Source organism: Litorerythrobacter xanthomarinus, assembly GCF_046254955.1.
Taxonomy (GTDB): Bacteria; Pseudomonadota; Alphaproteobacteria; order Sphingomonadales; family Sphingomonadaceae; genus Qipengyuania_C.
In genome coordinates, this window is the sequence record NZ_JBJXRG010000001.1 from 619,485 (window position 1) to 635,853 (window position 16,369).

Sequence of the window (16,369 nt, forward strand, 5' to 3'; positions counted from 1 at the left end):
CAACCGCGAAAGGCACTGCATGGCGCACATTCTTTACGGCACACAAGCATCGCTGTTCTCGGGCAAAGTTCGCGCCTATCTGGACTGGAGGGGCGTCGATTACCGAGAGGAAAGGCCCGATCCGGAATTTATAGTCGTGAATGTCGGGCGGATGGTCATTCCCGTAATGAAGCTGGAGGACGGCACCGTGCTCCAGGATTCCACCGTGATCATCGATCACTTCGAGAATTCCGAAAGCGTTGTATCGGTCTATCCCGATACGCCGCGCCAAAAGCTGGCAGCTCTCCTGCTCGAAACATTCGGTGACGAGTGGCTGGTGATTCCGGCAATGCATTATCGCTGGAACTACAACGAGGAGTGGATCTACGGCGAGTTCGGCCGAAATATGCTGCCCGATGGATCGCCGGAAGAGCAAATCGCCGCTGGCAAGGCAATCGGCGAGCGATTCAAGGCCTTTACGCCCATGCTGGGCGTGAACGCGGAATCAATCCCGGGCATCGAGAAGAGTTACGAGGCACTGCTTGCCAATCTCGACATGCATTTCTCGCAGCACAGGTTCCTACTTGGTTCACGGCCCTCGATCGGCGACTACGGCTTGATCGGGCCGCTCTACGCGCACCTCTATCGCGACCCTGCATCGGGCGAGATCATGAAGCGGCTCGCGCCCGAAGTGGCGCGATGGATCGAGCGCATGGTCGAGCCGGAACGTTCGGGCAAAGGCGAATACCTGGCCCACGACGTAGTCCCCGACACACTTCTACCAGTTCTGCGGCGAATGATGCGCGAGCAATTGCCCAATCTTGCTCAGACGGCAAAGCTCATGGCCGAGTGGGGCGCCTCAACTGACGATGTGGAACTGCCACGAGCGGTCGGACAAGCCGAATATGTTGTCGAAGGCCATCGCACCGAACGCTTTGCCGCACCTTTCAGCCTGTGGATGCTGCAGCGTGCGACCGACTTTCTTGCCAGTCTCGATTCGCAGGATCGTGAGGCCTGCGCCAGCCTGCTCCGCGACGTCGACGGTGATAGCCTTCTCGATTTTGAAATGCCGTTCCGCCTGAAGTTCGAAAACCATCGGCTCTATCGCGAGTAGCCTACCGCATCAGGCTACCGATAATATTACGAACGAAGGAATTCGCGCCGGTACGGATCGGGTCGGCGCGCGATTTCTTGCCCAGCGCTTTCGCGACCGCAATCGATGCCATCGACCCTGCCGCAGCCTTGAGCGCGCCTTTACCAGCTTTCTCCCAGATCGAAGTCGACTTGCGTGAGCGCTTGCGCACTTCGTCTTCACCCTTCTCTTCGACTTCTGCCGCGGTCTCGGCAGCATCTATCGCTTTCTGGGCGAGGACTTCCTCGGCGCTTTCACGATCAACCGCCTCGTCATACTTGCCTTCGACTGGGCTGATTGACTTGATGATTGCGCGCTCTTTCTTGCTCACCGGACCGAGGCGCGAGCGTGGTGGCTTGATCAGCGTGCGCTGGACAATCGTCGGCGCACCATCTTCGTCGAGCGTGGAAACCAAAGCTTCGCCGACCTTCAATTCGGTGATCGCCTCTTCGACGTCGAGGTCAGGGTTTATCCGAAATGTTTCCGCCGCGGCTTTGATCGCGCGCTGGTCCCTCGGAGTGAAGGCACGTAGAGCGTGCTGGACGCGGTTTCCCAGCTGACCGGCCACTTCCTCGGGAATATCGATTGGGTTCTGCGTTACGAAGAACACGCCGACACCCTTCGAGCGGATCAGCCGGACGACTTGCTCGATCTTGTCTTCGAGAGCCTTGGGGGCATCATCGAACAGCAGGTGCGCCTCATCGAAGAAGAAGACGAGCTCGGGCTTTTCCGGGTCGCCCACTTCGGGAAGACTCTCGAATAGCTCCGCCAGGAGCCACAACAGGAATGTCGCATAAAGCTTCGGACTGCGCATGAGCTTGTCGGCTGCCAGCACATTGATATTGCCCCGCCCCTGCTCATCACGGCTGAGGAAGTCGTCAATCTCGAGCGCCGGCTCGCCAAAGAAGCGATCAGCGCCCTGGCTTTCGAAACTGAGCAGCTGGCGCTGGATCGCGCCCACCGATTGCTTCGAGACATTACCATATTTGCCCGAGAGCTCCCGCGCATTCTCGGACGCCCAGGCGAGCACGGACTGGAGGTCACCGAAATCGAGCAGCAGTAGCCCATTCTCGTCTGCGTGGCGGAAGACGATCTGCAACACGCCTTCCTGTGTGTCGTTGAGGTCGAGCAATCGGGAAAGGAGTAGCGGACCCATCTCGCTTATGGTCGTACGGATCGGATGACCTTGTTCTCCATACAAGTCCCAGAAGATCACCGGGTTATCCGAATAGGCATAGTCATTCATGCCCAGTTCTTTCGCGCGGCCTTCTAGTTTGTCAGCATGCTTGAACGTCGGCGAACCGGGCATGGCTACCCCGGACAAATCGCCTTTCACATCGGCAACGAACACCGGGACGCCATTGGCGGAAAAGCTCTCGGCGAGACCCTGGAGTGTTACAGTCTTACCTGTCCCGGTCGCCCCCGCGATCAATCCGTGGCGGTTGGCCCGTGACAGATCGAGATGCTGACGCTCGCCATTGGAAGCTAGGCCCAGAAAGATTTCACTCATCAGTTTGTTTGCTCCAGCACTGTTCAGGCGCCTGTCTGCAAAGCATGGCCGCCCCGGTCAAGTTCTCGACTTGTCGGCACGATCAGCTAATGCGGGCAAGATGAGCGCGCGCGCACCTTTTGTCCTGCTTGATGATGCCAGAAGCGAAGGCGCCGCTCCTGCGTACCTGTATGAGAATCCGCGCGAGATTTTCGTCGCGTACAGGCCGGAACAGGTCGAGAAGGCGCTGGCCGATGCCGACACAGCAAGGCTTGAACACAGCCTGCCGTTGGCGGGGTATATTGCCTACGAAGCCGGCTTGGCGTTGGAGCCAAGGCTTGTTGGCCTTGCGTCTGGCCGCACGGGGGCCGGAGGCCCGCTGGTATGGCTGGGCTTGTTCGAGACAGAGCGCGAAATTCAAGCAAGCGAAATGCCGCAATGGCTCGCTGCCGAGGCAAACGGCGATGCTGCGCTCGGCCCTCTCGATACCCAAATCTCGCAAGGCGCATACACGGAGGCATTTGAGCGCCTACGCGACGCGATCAGGGCTGGCGATATCTACCAGGCCAACCTGACTTTTCCCTTTGCCGGATCGTATCGCGGCGAGCCTCTGGCCTTGTACAAGGCGCTTCGACCAGCGGCCGAAGCTGGATATGGAGGCGTTGTGTTCGATGGCTCACACTGGCTCTTGAGCCTTTCGCCCGAGCTATTCGTTTCTCTGAAAGACGGGATGATCCGAGCGAAGCCCATGAAGGGGACGCGGCCGAGGGGCAGCAATGCCGCACAAGACCGCGCCCTAACTCGTGAACTGGCGAAATCAGAAAAGGACAGGGCCGAGAACCTGATGATCGTCGACCTGATGCGCAACGACCTCAGCCGGGTGGCGGCAGCAGGAAGCGTGAAAGTGGAAAATCCCTTTGAGATCGAAAGCTATCCCACGGTTCATCAGATGGTTACCACCGTCGAGGCGCAGCTGGACAAGAGCAAGTCCATCACCGATCTGCTGCGTGCGATCTTTCCCTGCGGCTCAATCACCGGCGCCCCAAAGATCCGCGCCATGGAACTGATCAATGAGGTAGAGCGCGATGTACGCGGCCCCTATTGCGGTGCGCTCGGACGTATCGGTGCAGATGGAGATGCCGCGTTCAATGTAGCCATCCGCACCTTGCGTCTCACACCGATAGAGAACGGACAAGGCGATGCCGTCCTGGGTGTGGGCGGAGCGATCGTCGCCGACAGTCTTGCGCAAGGCGAATGGCAGGAAAGCATCCTCAAGGCTGGTTTCGCGCGGGCAAGCGCTCCAGGCCTGAGAGCGCCCGGCTTCGACCTTATCGAAAGCATGCGCTTCGAGCCCGAGAGCGGGATTGAACTCTTGGAACTGCATCTTGAGCGGCTCAAGGCCAGTGCAGAGGAATTGGGCTTCGAGTTCGATCGCCATGCAACCCGCAACCAAATCCAGGCGCTATGCTTCGATCTTGAGCAAGCCGCCAAGGTCAGGCTGCTGCTCGCCCGAAGCGGCGCAATCGCGCTTGAATCGCAGCCCCTTTCCGATCGACCCGAACCAATTTCTTGCGCAGTGCTTCCAATGCCGGTCGATCCCAGCGACTGGCGACTTCGACACAAGAGCAGTGATCGCGGCTTTTACGGTGATGCCCTGGCAGTTGCCATGGACGCCGGAGCTTCGGAAGGTCTTTTGCTGCATCCCTCCGGTTTTCTGACCGAAGGCAATTCTTCAAACATCTTCCTGCGGCGGACTAACGGCATTCTGGTGACGCCAAGGGCAGAACTAGGTCTGCTGCCAGGCGTGCTCCGCCGCACGTTGCTCGAAAGCGGTAAGGCGGTGGAAGGGGAGATCAGCATCGACGATCTTGCCGATGGGTTCCTGCTCGGCAATTCAGTGCGCGGCCTCCTCAAGGCCGAGTTGCTGCGATGATTTCGCCCGCGCTTTCCCGTGTCGAGATATCGCAGACCAGCGCGATTACCGATCGCGCCGCACAATTGCGCGCCGAGGGACGCGATGTGATATCGCTCTCTGTTGGCGAGCCCGATTTCGACACGCCGGCGCATGTGATCGAGGCGGCCAAGCGGGCGCTCGACGAAGGCCAGACGCGTTATACGCCAGTCGCTGGTACTCCCGCGCTGCGCGAAGCCGCCGCGCTGCATTTCAAACGCGATCTTGGTATTGCCACAGAACCCGGCAACGTGATCGTGACGTCAGGCGGCAAGCAAGCGATCTTCGAAGCACTGCTGGGAACCATTTCACCCGGGGATGAGGTGATTATTCCGGCCCCGTGGTGGGTAAGTTACCCGCAAATCGTGCGTTTCGCCGGTGGAACGGTGGTCCCTCTCAAAACTGTCCCGGAAGATGGATATCTGCCCGATCCGGCAAGGCTCGAATCGCTGATCACCGCGAAGACCCGCTGGCTGCTGCTCAATACTCCCTGCAATCCTACTGGCGCGGTCTATCCGCCCAATCTAATGCTCGACATTGCCGCTATCGTGGAACGGCATCCGCGCGTGCTGGTGTTGAGCGACGATATTTACTGGCCGCTGATTTATGGCAGGGACGGTCACCACTCTCTCGCTGCGCTTGCTCCCGAAATCGCCGATCAGGTCCTGACCGTATCCGGTGTGTCAAAAAGCCATGCGATGACCGGATTCCGGCTTGGGCTCGCGACCGGTCCGGCCGAACTGATTGCTGCCATGAACCGGTTACAGTCGCACAACTCGGGCAATGCCAGCTCGATCAGCCAGGCTGCTGCAGTCGCCGCCCTTACCGGCCCGCAGGAATTTCTTACGGCCTGGCGCGAGCGTTTCCGAAGTCGGCGCGATGAAGTGGTCAAAGCGATCAATGCAGTGCCTGGCCTGTCCACCCCCACACCGCAAGGCGCGTTCTATTGCTTCGTTGATGCGAGCCCGCTGATGGAGCAATTTGGCGACGACACCCAGCTGACATTGCATCTGCTCGACGCCGGAGTAGCGGTCGTCCCCGCCAGCGCTTTCGGCGGCAAGCATGGATTCCGCATCAGTTTCGCCGCCAGCGACGAACAGCTCACCGAAGCAAACAGCCGCATAGCAAAGGCCCTCGCATGACCGCTATCCCGATTCTCTTCGAAGACGGCGAGGCACTGGTCATCGACAAACCAGCCGGCTTGTCGATCGAGCGCCCACGGCGAGGAGGGCGAAGCCTCGAAGATCACATTGAAGAGCTCAAGCTGGGCTTCATGCGGCCGCCCGTCCCTGCCCATCGGCTCGATACCGACACTAGCGGCTGTCTGCTGCTGGCCCGCAACCCCAAGGCTTTGAAACGATTCAACCGCGCTTTTGAAGAACGACAGGTGGGCAAGGTCTACCACGGGATTGTCGCGGGCGAGCTCACTCAAGATGAAGGCACGATCGAACTGTCGCTATCGAAGATCAGCAGCGCGGAAAAGGGCTGGCGGATGATCCCGGCCAGGAAAGGCAAGCCATCAGTCACGCATTGGAGCAAGCTGGCGGAGCGCGGCGGTGTCACGCTGGTCGAATTCAAGCCGGAAACCGGTCGTACCCACCAGATTCGTATCCACGCTCTCGCAGGTCTGGGACACGCCCTGCTCGGTGATCCGGTCTACGGAATTGGCAAAGGGGCACCGAGGACGATGCTCCATGCCAGCGCACTGACCATGCAACGCGCGGGAAAATCGCCGATCGAGGCAGTCTCGCCGCTTCCTGCCGACTTTGTCGCTCTTGGATTTGGCGATGGATCCTGATCTCCTTGAAAGGGCGCACGCGCTAGCCGAGGAGACTTTCCTCGCTGGCAGCGGACCGGGCGGACAGAATGCCAATAAAGTGGCGACCGAAGTGCAGCTTCGCGTCAACGCGTATAAGCTGCGCCTACCACCAGCCGTTTTCTCGCGCCTGAGAACGACGGCGGGAAGCAAGATGACGGCTTCTGGCGACATCCTGATCAGCGCGAAAGAACACCGTTCGCAGGAAGCGAATCGGGCCGAAGCACGCGAGAAGCTCGCAGAATTGCTAGAGGAAGCCCATCGTGCGCCCAAGAAACGCGCCAAGACACGGGTGAATCGTCTCAACAAGACCAAAAGAATTAAGACCAAGAAGGCACGCGGCGAGGTCAAGGCCAAGCGCGGCAAGGTCTCTCGCACCGACTGGTAACCCCTCGACAAGAGAGGCCAGAACGCTTGACTTTCCCTCGTGAATCGGCGAATGGCCCGCCCGGACTGGCGGTGCTGCCCAAACTTGGGAACGCGCCGCCTCAATTATTTCAGGCCCGCTGTGGCCTCAACCAGACATTCAGGATTACGCCATGGCGAAGCCCGCAACCGTAAAGATCAAATTGGTCTCGACTGCCGACACCGGCTTTTATTACGTGACCAAGAAGAATCCGCGTAACATCACCGAGAAGATGACTTTCCGTAAGTATGATCCGGTGGTGCGCAAGCACGTGGAATTCAAGGAAGCAAAGATCAAGTAAGCTGAACCGCGGGAACCACCTGAATTCAGCGATCGTTCAATGCTCCGAAAGTAGATATCGGAGCATGCAAAAAGTGCTTTCAAAACTTAAGAAACCTGTGTCAGCCGCCCTTGCAGGCGCGCTGGTCTTTGCCATTCCGGTAGCGTTTGTCGCGCCGGCCGCCCCCGTTGCGGCCGCTGAAGGCGACCTCGACCGCGCAGTCTCTGCCTTGCGCGGCATTTCGACGATGCGGGCCGACTTTAGCCAGACCGATCGCTCGGGACAGACGCTTTCTGGCGTCTTGACGTTGAAGCGCCCTGGCAAGATCCGTTTCCAGTACCAGAAAGATGTCGACCTGCTTGTCGTGTCCAACGGCAAATCGCTTTATCTGGTCGATTACGAAGTCGATCAGGTGCAGCGCTGGCCAATCAGCAACTCGCCGCTCGGTGCGCTGCTTGATCCCAATCGCGATGTGAAGCGTTTTGGAAAGCTGATCCCGACAGGCAATCCTAACGTTATTAGCGTGGAAGTGCGCGATCCCAAGCGGCCCGAATTCGGAGTGATCACTTTGCTGTTCACGCGCAATGCGTCGGCTCCAGGCGGCTTGGAGCTGAACAACTGGGTCGCGCTCGATGCGCAGAACCAGCGCACCACCGTCAGGCTCAAGAACCATCGCTACGGCATGTCTGTTTCTGACAACACTTTCCGCTTCCGCGATCCGCGTGGATCGTCTCGTCGCGGACGCTAAACGGCTCGGCGGCGATTTGTTGGCCGCTTGCGGCGAAACACAGGCCCACGTTCATTCAGCGGAAAGGACAAGGGGCATATCCTGCTTCGCAGCAAGAGCTTGAAAGGCGGGTTTCCCCCCTGTTGTCCGCACTTTCTCCTGGTTGTCTTGCAAAGCGTGACGAACGCTAAGTCGAACCCTCACCCCAATGCCCCCGGGGTGGGGGTTTAACTCTATCGGACACAGGGAAGTTCAGCCGTCGGCAAAAGTGAAATCGACCATGATTTCGCCGGAGATCGCTTCGAGAGCATCCTGCGCATCTTCGGGCGCAACGCCATCGGGCAAGGTCGCGAGAACTTCTGCTCGGAAGAGTTTCTCCCCGCCCCAGGCCGCCGATTCTTCGTGGCTCGAAAGGCTCTCGATATTGGCGCCCAGCCTGGCCAGCGCGCCGGTCACCTGGCTGATGATCCCGGGGCGGTCTGACCCGACCAACTCGAACAGGAACGGCTGTCCGGCGACCGGATCGACCTCGCGCGCCGCATTGGTGACCACACGCAGATCGGCAATATCGAGCTTGCCGGCCGCCGCTTCAAGATCGCCGACCTTGCTAGCCTCCAGTTCGACCAGAACCGAGCCAACATAGAGGCCGCCCAGCCGGCTGAAATGGCCTTCTTGCCAATTCCCACCCACGGCCACGATCGCATCGGCGAGCGCAGAGGTGAGGCCGGGCCTATCGTTGCCGGTAACCGTCAGGACAAGACGTGTCTGTGCCATCGGTTATCCCACCACACCGGCTGCCGCGAGCACTGCGAGCGTCAGAACGTCGGGCGCAATTGCTGTCATCGGCGCAATCTGGACCGGTTTCTCCATCCCGACTAGCATCGGGCCAATCGTGGCATTGCCAGCCAGTTCGCGCAGCAGTTTGGCCGAAAGATTGGCCGATTGCAGACCCGGCATGACCAGCACGTTGGCCGGTGCGGACAAGCGGCTGAAGGGATACTGAGCCATGACCTTGGGATTGAGCGCAGCATCGGGCGCCATTTCGCCTTCATATTCGAAGCCGGGGGCCTCGGCATCGAGTATCGCCACCGCATCGCGGATATTCTCCAGCCATTTGCCCGATGGATTGCCAAAGGTCGAGTAGGACAGGAAGGCTACGCGCGGTTCATGTCCGAGACGACGTGCGACAGCCGCGGTCTCCTTGGCGATATGTGCTAGCTCGGCCGCACTGGGGCGTTCGTTGATCGTCGTGTCGGCAAGGAACACGGTGTAGTTCTTGCCGATCATCAGATGGATGCCGAAGGAAATCTGGCCCGGCTTGGGATCGAGCACCAGGTTCACCTCGCGCGCCGTTTGCGCAAACGGCCGGGTCAGGCCGGTGATCATTGCGTCACCATGGCCGAGCGCGACGAGCAGCGCGGAAAATACATTGCGCTCTTGATTCACCATCCGGCGAACATCGCGTTCGGTGTAACCTTTGCGCTGCAGTCGCTCATAGAGATAGTCGACCATCTGCGGCACGAATTCGCAATCGGCCGAATTCTGGATTTCGAAGCTTCCGGGATCGGACACGGAAAGCTGGTGCAGCTTGTCCACCACGGCCTTTGTCCGGCCGACCAGGATTGGCTCGCCGTAGCCGAAGTCGCGATACTGGATCGCCGCGCGCAGCACCACGTCCTCTTCGGCTTCGGCGAATACCACGCGCTTGGGATTGGCCTTGGCTGTCTCGTATACCTGCGTGAGAACCGAAGTCGTCGGATTGAGCCGGGCTTTGAGCGAATGGCGGTACTGGTCCATGTCCGCAATCGGGGCGAGCGCCACTCCGGAATCCATCGCGGCCTGCGCCACGGCCGATGATACGACCTCCATCAGCCGCGGATCGAACGGTGCCGGGATGATGTAGTCCTGCCCGAATTTGTGCTTCACACCGTAGGCGGCAGCGACCTCTTCGGCCACGCGTTCGCGCGCCAGTTCGGCGATTGCGCGCGCAGCGGCGATCTTCATTTCCTCATTGATCGCAGTCGCCTGCACATCCAGCGCGCCGCGGAAAATGAAGGGGAAGCCAAGCACATTGTTGACCTGGTTGGGATAATCGGATCTCCCTGTCGCAATGATCGCATCAGGACGGACAGCTTTTGCCTCATCAGGCATGATCTCCGGCGTCGGGTTGGCCATCGCAAAAATGATCGGCTGCTCGGCCATTTTCTCGATCCATTCGGGCTTGAGCGCTCCAGCAGCAGACAGGCCCAGGAAAATATCGGCTCCGTCCAGGGCTTCTTCCAGGCTGCGCGCCTCGGTTTCAACCGCGTGCGCGCTCTTCCACTGATCGACTCCCTCGCGTCCCGGATAGATCGGTCCCGAACGATCGCAGACGATCACATTATCGTGCGGGATACCGAGCGATTTGGCGAGCGATGTGCAGGCAAGTGCTGAGGCGCCGGCGCCATTCACCACCATCTTGCAATTCTTCAGCTCACGCCCGGTGAGATGGCAGGCATTGATCAGCCCTGCAGCGGAGATGATCGCAGTGCCATGCTGGTCGTCATGCATCACCGGGATATTCATCCGCTCTCGCAGCGCCTGCTCGATAATGAAGCACTCGGGTGCCTTGATGTCTTCAAGGTTGATGCCGCCGAAGGTCGGCTCCATCAGCGCGACGGCTTCGATAAAGGCGTCGGGATCTTCCGTTGCGAGCTCAATATCGATCGAATCGACATCGGCGAAGCGCTTGAAAAGGACTGCCTTACCCTCCATCACCGGCTTCGATGCCAGTGCGCCGAGATTGCCGAGGCCAAGGATCGCAGTCCCGTTGGAAATCACCGCAACGAGGTTCGAACGCGCCGTGTAGCGAGCGGCATTGGCCGGGTCTTCTGCGATAGCTTCAACGGGAGCGGCAACGCCGGGGGAATAAGCCAGGCTGAGATCGCGCTGCGTCGCCATTGGCTTGGAAGCGATGATCTCAATCTTACCCGGACGGATTGTCTCATGGTAAAACAGGGCTTCAAGGGTGGTAAATCCGGTTTGCTCTTCTTCGGCCAAGGGGCGCATCCTTTTGCTTTCGGCTCGCCCATATCCGAGCCGCAGGCCGAGCGATAGGGGAAAGGGGGGAAGCGACCCATTCCGAATCGGACTGGGTATCGCTACGCCGGATTCGATGACCGCCAAAGTCACCCCCATGATGGAGCAGTATCTCGCGCTCAAGGAAGAGGCTGCGGGCGCCTTGCTGTTCTACCGGATGGGCGACTTCTTCGAACTGTTCTTCGACGATGCGAAGGAAGCCGCGGGTATTCTCGACATCGCGCTCACCAGCCGCGGCGAACATGGCGGAGACCCGGTGCCCATGTGCGGTGTGCCTGTGCACGCAGCGGAAGGTTACCTTGCCCGCTTGATCAAGGCGGGATGCCGAGTTGCGATTGCCGAACAAGTCGAAACGCCAGAGGAAGCCAAGGAACGCGCGCGCGAAGAAGGGCGGCCGGTGTCGAAGGCGTTGGTAAAGCGCGACATCGTGCGGTTTGTGACGGCCGGAACTCTGACCGAAGAAGCTCTGCTCGAGCCGCGAAGAGCCAATTTGCTCGCAGCCATATGCAATGTGCGCGGGACGATCGGAATTGCCACGGCGGATATCTCGACCGGTCAGATGGTGCTCGAAGACTGTGCGCCCGAAAGCCTGCCGGCTGCACTCGCGCGCATAGCCGCGAGCGAACTGGTCGCGCCCGATGGTTGGGAGGATGCCCCCGAACCAGCCGATCTGCGGGACCAGAGCGAATTCTCCAGCGATGCGGGCGAGAAACAGCTCAAGACCATTCACGGTCTGGCAACTCTCGACGGTCTGGGCGATTTTTCGCGCGCGATGCTGGCGGCTGCCGGCGGTTTGATCGCCTATCTCGAACACGCCGGACGCGGGAACCTGCCGTTCCTTCTGCCTCCGGTGGTGCGCGAACCCGGCACTCACCTGGCGATGGATGAAGCAACGCGCTCCAGCCTCGAAATACATGTGTCGCAAAAGGGCGATCGTTCGGGCAGCCTGCTTGCGGCGGTTGATCGCTGTGTCACAGGTGCAGGCGCGCGCCAGTTGGCAGAAGACCTCGGAGCGCCGCTAGCCCTTCAACAGCCGATAGAGCAGCGTCTCGCTCTCGTTGCCCGCCTACATGGAGACCCGCTGCTACGCGCGGACCTGCGCGGAATACTGCGGGCCATTCCCGATATCGGGCGAGCAATCGGCCGGATCGTCGCCGGACGGGGTTCTCCGCGAGATCTAGGCCAGTTGCGCGATGGACTCGATCAAGCGCGAAAAGTGCAGGAATTGATGGCCGGACAAAGCGACTTGCCCGACCTGCTGCAAAGACTTCTACCCGCATTGCGCGGACACGGCGCGCTGGTCGATCATCTCCAGCGGGCGCTGGTCACCTCACCGCCCACCGAGCGAGGCCAGGGTGGCTATATCGCCGAGGGCTATGATGCGGCGCTCGACGAGCTGCGCGGAATATCCAGCAATGCGCGCCGCGCGATCGCTGCGATGGAAGCCCGCTACCGTGAGGACACCGGGATCGCAGCGCTCAAGATCAAGCATAATGGCGTGCTCGGATATTTCATCGAAGTGCCGAGCAGGCATGCCGACGCACTGATGACGCCGGAGAGCGGGTTCACCCATCGCCAGACCATGGCTAGCGCAGTGCGCTTCAATTCTATCCAGCTCCATGAAGAAGCAACCCGGATCGCCGAGGCAGGCGGCCACGCGCTAGCAGCGGAAGAAGCGCATTTCGAAGATTTGGTGAGTCAGACGATAGCTTCGCGCGAGCCGATTGCTGCGACTGCCGCCGCCTTGGCGCGCCTGGACGTCTCCGCCGGCCTTGCCGAGAGGGCTGATGAGGGGAACTGGTGCCGCCCCGATATTGCTGCGGACCCACTACTTGAGATCACCGAAGGGCGACACCCGGTGGTCGAAGCCGCTTTGGCCGCGAGCGGCGAACGCTTCGTTGCCAACGATTGCCTTCTCAAACCTGATGATCGCCTGTGGCTTGTCGGCGGCCCGAACATGGGGGGCAAATCAACCTTCCTGCGCCAGAACGCGCTGATCGTTTTAATGGCGCAGGCCGGAAGCTTTGTGCCCGCGTCCAGAGCACGGATCGGCTTGACCGACCGGCTGTTCAGCCGCGTCGGTGCATCGGATAACCTTGCCCAAGGGCGCTCGACATTCATGGTCGAGATGGTCGAAACCGCTGCCATACTGAGCCAGGCGACTGAGCGCAGTTTTGTGATCCTTGATGAAGTGGGGCGGGGAACGTCCACATACGACGGGTTGGCGCTGGCCTGGGCCGTGGTCGAAGCCGTGCACGAGACCAACCGGTCGCGGTGTCTATTTGCCACGCACTATCACGAGCTCTCACGCCTCGTGGAAACGTGCGACGCGCTTTCGCTACACCACGTCAGGGCCCGCGAATGGAAGGGCGACCTGGTTTTGTTGCACGAGCTTGCGGAAGGTCCAGCGGACCGTTCCTATGGTCTGGCGGTGGCGAAGCTCGCAGGAGTTTCGAAACCGGTGTTGGCGCGCGCCACGCAAGTACTCGGACGGTTGGAGAAGGGGCGCGCCGAGACTGGCGGACTGGCGGCAGGCCTTGGCGAATTGCCGCTCTTTGCTGCTGCTTTGGAGGAAGAGGAGACCGTCGATCCGGTACGCGAACGGCTTAACGGGATCGAGGTCGATGCCCTCTCCCCAAGAGAAGCACTTGAAATTCTTTATGAACTCAAGCGCGCCGCAGATTCCACGGAAAGTTAAGCTTTTCCTGCTATATCGCCCTGCGTCATGCAGAATTTCATGTTCAAATCGAGCAAGGGTGCGCTGTTATTCGCTGGTCTCGTCGTGCTCGGCGCGGTGAGTCTTGTCGGCGTGGAGGATGACCCTGGTACCGTTGTCGAAACAAGCGACGGCATCAGTAGGCAAAAGGCTGAGCTCGATGCCATGATGGCCGAAGAGGACGAGCATATCGCCGAGGCGCTCGATGAAGTTTCCGAATCGGACGAGTGGTTCGAAAGCGAAGTCGAGTATGCGGATGACGAAGAACTGATCGACGATGCTTCGGGCTTCGATCCAGTACCGATGATCGATGCGTCGGTACCCGATGTTGATCGAACCGAGGATGACGTTATCCTGCTAGAGGATGGCTGATAGTTCCAAGGATTCGAACGAGCTCGCTGAAGACCGTACCGATTGGGCGGAGGATCGCACGATCCTGGCGCTCGAACGTACGTTCGCCGGGTGGATGCGCACCGCTTTTGCCGCAATAGCAATTGGTATCGGATTTCGTGCGTTGTTTGGGGAATTCGACCCCCCCTGGCTTGCGAAGGCCATCGCGACCATGTTCATCAGCCTTGCGATCGTCTTCGCAATTGGGGCCGAACGGCGGGCCTGCCGGTCATTCGAACGACTTTCATCGCACGCGGTCGATTCCCCGCAGTTGCCGCGCCTGCGCTGGATCGCCTATTCGATTTCCTTTGGCGCCGCCTTGTTGATCGTCGCACTTTGGGTACTCAATGACGGACAATTGTCCGCCTGACCCTTTCATCTACGAGGCATCATCCGGCAGCTCACGCGGCGCAGTTCCCCTGCCGTATTTGTCGACATTATCATCGTGATTGGGTTCGCCTGCGTAAGCATCCATGTCAATGCGGCCTGAACTCTCCATATCGCGCATGTGATCGATAGTGTCTTGCGCGGAGTCCGCGATAATGTCGCCGGAGGTTGGAGACTTGGCGCTTTCGGTCGGGCTGGTGGCGTACATGGAAGGATTGCGCGCCTGCTCAGATACTTCCTGTGCCTGCGAGCGGTGATCATCCTGCTCATCATTGTGCATCTCTGGCGCAAGATCGGATTGACGCTGCTCCTGGCTTTTTACGGGAATGTCGTTTGACGCGGTCATGCAAATTCTCCTTTGCATAACCAACGTTTAGAGGCGAATGGTGTTCCGATTAACCCGATGGCCTACCAACAGGTAGGGAACAACTGCGTTACCGCCGGCTCGGCCTACCTGCCGGAAGGCAACAAGGTTAATTACCGTGTCGGGACAGGAGTGTCGCCCGAGTAATCGTAAAAGCCCTTGCCGGTCTTGCGGCCCAGCCATCCCGCTTCAACGTACTTCATCAGCAGCGGTGCCGGGCGATATTTGGAATCGCCGGTTGTGTTGTAAAGCACTTTGATGATGTCGAGACAGGTGTCGAGACCCACGAAATCTGCCAACTCCAACGGCCCCATCGGATGATTGAGACCAAGGCGGCAGCCCTTGTCGATATCCTGGATATTGGCGGTAGACTGCCCGAGTACGAAGATCGCCTCATTGATCATTGGCAAGAGGATGCGGTTGACCACGAATCCTGGCTCGTCCTGGCTGAGGACCACTTGCTTGCCGAGACTTTCGGCGAAGGCGACAATGCGATCGGTCGTATTCTGCGATGTCGCGAGGCCTGGAATGACCTCAATCAGTCCCATGACCGGAACCGGATTGAAGAAGTGGAGGCCGATGAAGCGCTCTGGATCGGGCGCGTAATTCGCCATGCGAGTGATCGGGATCGAACTGGTGTTGGAAGCCATGATAGCGCCTTGGCCCAAGACCTTACCCGCTTCTTCGAAGATTGATTGCTTGATCTCCTCACGCTCAGTCGCGGCTTCAATGATAAGTTCCGCATCCACCATCGATGAGTAATCCCCGACGGGTTCGATCCGTGCGAGAGCTGCTTCGGCGTCGCCAGCTTCGATCTTGCCGCGGCCAACCAGCTTGACGAGGCCCTTCTCGATACCCGCCTTCGCCTTCTCAGCAAGCGCAATGTCGATATCGGCGAGCAGCACCTTGGCACCGTTCTGCGAGATGGTCTGGGCAATACCCGAACCCATCTGCCCCGCTCCGATTACACCGACTGTACGCATGAATGATCCCTTCGCAATTGCAGCATTTCGCCCTTGGGGGGCCTGTTAGCGAGCGAAGTGCGTGCTGGCTAGCGGTTTGCGGCTTGGCAAAAAAGGCTATCTGTTGGCGCCGGGAGTCCACTTGATGTCGGCGTTGCCGCTATCGTTCTGGCTGCGCGCCAGGACGAAGAGATAGTCCGAAAGACGGTTGATATAGGCAAGCGCCTGAGGGTTGACCGGATCGTGCTCGGCCAAGGCTACCATCGAACGCTCCGCGCGGCGGGCAGAAGCGCGCGCGACATGCGCCCTTGCCGCCTGCTCGCTGCCGCCGGGCAGGATAAAACTGGTGAGCGGCTCCAGGTACTCATTGATCGAATCGATTTCTTTCTCGAGCCATTCGACCTGCGCGGCTACGATCCTCAGCACCATTTCGGACGGTTCGAAATCATCGCCGGGTGTGGCGATGTCCGCACCAAGGTCGAAAAGGTCGTTCTGAATGCGGTTGATCGCCGAGAGCGCCTCGCCCTTATCCAGCGCCACCGCCAACAATCCAAGCGCGCTATTCGCCTCGTCTACTGCGCCGATCGCTTCGATCCGCGACGAATCTTTACGCGCACGCGATCCATCGACGAGACCCGTAGTGCCATCGTCGCCGGTGCGTGTGTAAATCTTGTTGAGCTTGACCATTACCG

Annotated in this window: 16 protein-coding genes; 10 read left to right on the forward strand and 6 right to left on the reverse strand. The window is 59.7% G+C overall.

The window, feature by feature from the left end; translation table 11 throughout:
* Positions 1-19: 19 nt before the first annotated feature.
* Complete coding sequence (locus ACEWMW_RS03170) at positions 20-1,093, forward strand: glutathione S-transferase family protein (RefSeq protein ID WP_409412438.1); 1,074 nt, start codon at positions 20-22, stop codon at positions 1,091-1,093.
* 1 nt (position 1,094) lies between these two features.
* Here the strand turns inward: ACEWMW_RS03170 and ACEWMW_RS03175 are convergent, their stop codons facing one another.
* On the reverse strand, positions 1,095-2,621 hold the full coding sequence (locus tag ACEWMW_RS03175; RefSeq protein ID WP_409412439.1) for a helicase HerA-like domain-containing protein: 1,527 nt from the start codon (positions 2,619-2,621) through the stop codon (positions 1,095-1,097).
* A 100-nt stretch (positions 2,622-2,721) separates the two neighbouring features.
* On the opposite strand from ACEWMW_RS03175, the gene pabB reads away from it, so the two are divergent.
* The 6 genes from pabB to ACEWMW_RS03205 all read left to right on the forward strand — a co-directional run bounded on the left by pabB (position 2,722) and on the right by ACEWMW_RS03205 (position 7,801).
* Complete coding sequence (gene pabB / locus ACEWMW_RS03180) at positions 2,722-4,533, forward strand: aminodeoxychorismate synthase component I (RefSeq protein WP_409412440.1); 1,812 nt, start codon at positions 2,722-2,724, stop codon at positions 4,531-4,533.
* Entirely contained in the window at positions 4,530-5,693 is a 1,164-nt protein-coding gene (locus ACEWMW_RS03185) for a pyridoxal phosphate-dependent aminotransferase (protein WP_409412441.1), read from the forward strand. Before pabB ends, ACEWMW_RS03185 begins: the two co-directional genes overlap by 4 nt.
* Positions 5,690-6,349 (forward strand): RluA family pseudouridine synthase, encoded by a 660-nt coding sequence (locus ACEWMW_RS03190; RefSeq protein ID WP_409412442.1) that lies wholly within the window; start codon positions 5,690-5,692, stop codon positions 6,347-6,349. Before ACEWMW_RS03185 ends, ACEWMW_RS03190 begins: the two co-directional genes overlap by 4 nt.
* Entirely contained in the window at positions 6,339-6,755 is a 417-nt protein-coding gene (arfB, locus tag ACEWMW_RS03195; RefSeq protein ID WP_409412443.1) for an alternative ribosome rescue aminoacyl-tRNA hydrolase ArfB, read from the forward strand. Before ACEWMW_RS03190 ends, arfB begins: the two co-directional genes overlap by 11 nt.
* Before the next feature lie 151 nt (positions 6,756-6,906).
* Positions 6,907-7,074, forward strand: coding sequence for a 50S ribosomal protein L33 (rpmG, locus tag ACEWMW_RS03200; RefSeq protein ID WP_010233410.1), 168 nt, complete (start codon positions 6,907-6,909; stop codon positions 7,072-7,074).
* Positions 7,075-7,138: 64 nt separating this feature from the next.
* Positions 7,139-7,801 (forward strand): LolA family protein, encoded by a 663-nt coding sequence (locus ACEWMW_RS03205; RefSeq protein WP_409412444.1) that lies wholly within the window; start codon positions 7,139-7,141, stop codon positions 7,799-7,801.
* A 231-nt stretch (positions 7,802-8,032) separates the two neighbouring features.
* Here ACEWMW_RS03205 and ACEWMW_RS03210 read toward each other — a convergent pair whose 3' ends face one another.
* Together ACEWMW_RS03210 and ACEWMW_RS03215 are read right to left on the reverse strand one after the other, a co-directional pair.
* On the reverse strand, positions 8,033-8,554 hold the full coding sequence (locus tag ACEWMW_RS03210; RefSeq protein WP_409412445.1) for a glycine cleavage system transcriptional repressor: 522 nt from the start codon (positions 8,552-8,554) through the stop codon (positions 8,033-8,035).
* Between the two features lie 3 nt (positions 8,555-8,557).
* Positions 8,558-10,828: an NADP-dependent malic enzyme gene (locus ACEWMW_RS03215; protein WP_409412446.1), complete on the reverse strand. Its 2,271-nt coding sequence runs from the start codon at positions 10,826-10,828 to the stop codon at positions 8,558-8,560.
* A 106-nt stretch (positions 10,829-10,934) separates the two neighbouring features.
* On the opposite strand from ACEWMW_RS03215, the gene mutS reads away from it, so the two are divergent.
* From mutS to ACEWMW_RS03230, 3 genes are read left to right on the forward strand one after another with little or no spacing between them, the layout of a single operon-like run.
* On the forward strand, positions 10,935-13,556 hold the full coding sequence (mutS, locus tag ACEWMW_RS03220; protein WP_409412447.1) for a DNA mismatch repair protein MutS: 2,622 nt from the start codon (positions 10,935-10,937) through the stop codon (positions 13,554-13,556).
* 39 nt (positions 13,557-13,595) lie between these two features.
* Positions 13,596-13,946 carry a hypothetical protein gene (locus ACEWMW_RS03225; protein WP_409412448.1) on the forward strand — a complete coding sequence of 117 codons (351 nt, stop codon included), beginning with the start codon at positions 13,596-13,598 and terminating at the stop codon, positions 13,944-13,946.
* Positions 13,939-14,334 carry a YidH family protein gene (locus tag ACEWMW_RS03230; protein WP_409412449.1) on the forward strand — a complete coding sequence of 132 codons (396 nt, stop codon included), beginning with the start codon at positions 13,939-13,941 and terminating at the stop codon, positions 14,332-14,334. Before ACEWMW_RS03225 ends, ACEWMW_RS03230 begins: the two co-directional genes overlap by 8 nt.
* 9 nt (positions 14,335-14,343) lie before the next feature.
* On the opposite strand, the gene ACEWMW_RS03235 is transcribed toward ACEWMW_RS03230, so the two are convergent.
* The 3 genes from ACEWMW_RS03235 to ACEWMW_RS03245 all read right to left on the reverse strand — a co-directional run bounded on the left by ACEWMW_RS03235 (position 14,344) and on the right by ACEWMW_RS03245 (position 16,364).
* On the reverse strand, positions 14,344-14,697 hold the full coding sequence (locus ACEWMW_RS03235; protein ID WP_409412450.1) for a hypothetical protein: 354 nt from the start codon (positions 14,695-14,697) through the stop codon (positions 14,344-14,346).
* A gap of 131 nt (positions 14,698-14,828) precedes the next feature.
* Positions 14,829-15,698, reverse strand: coding sequence for a 3-hydroxyacyl-CoA dehydrogenase NAD-binding domain-containing protein (locus ACEWMW_RS03240; protein ID WP_409412451.1), 870 nt, complete (start codon positions 15,696-15,698; stop codon positions 14,829-14,831).
* Positions 15,699-15,794: 96 nt separating this feature from the next.
* Positions 15,795-16,364, reverse strand: coding sequence for a cob(I)yrinic acid a,c-diamide adenosyltransferase (locus ACEWMW_RS03245; protein WP_409412452.1), 570 nt, complete (start codon positions 16,362-16,364; stop codon positions 15,795-15,797).
* Positions 16,365-16,369 lie beyond the last annotated feature (5 nt).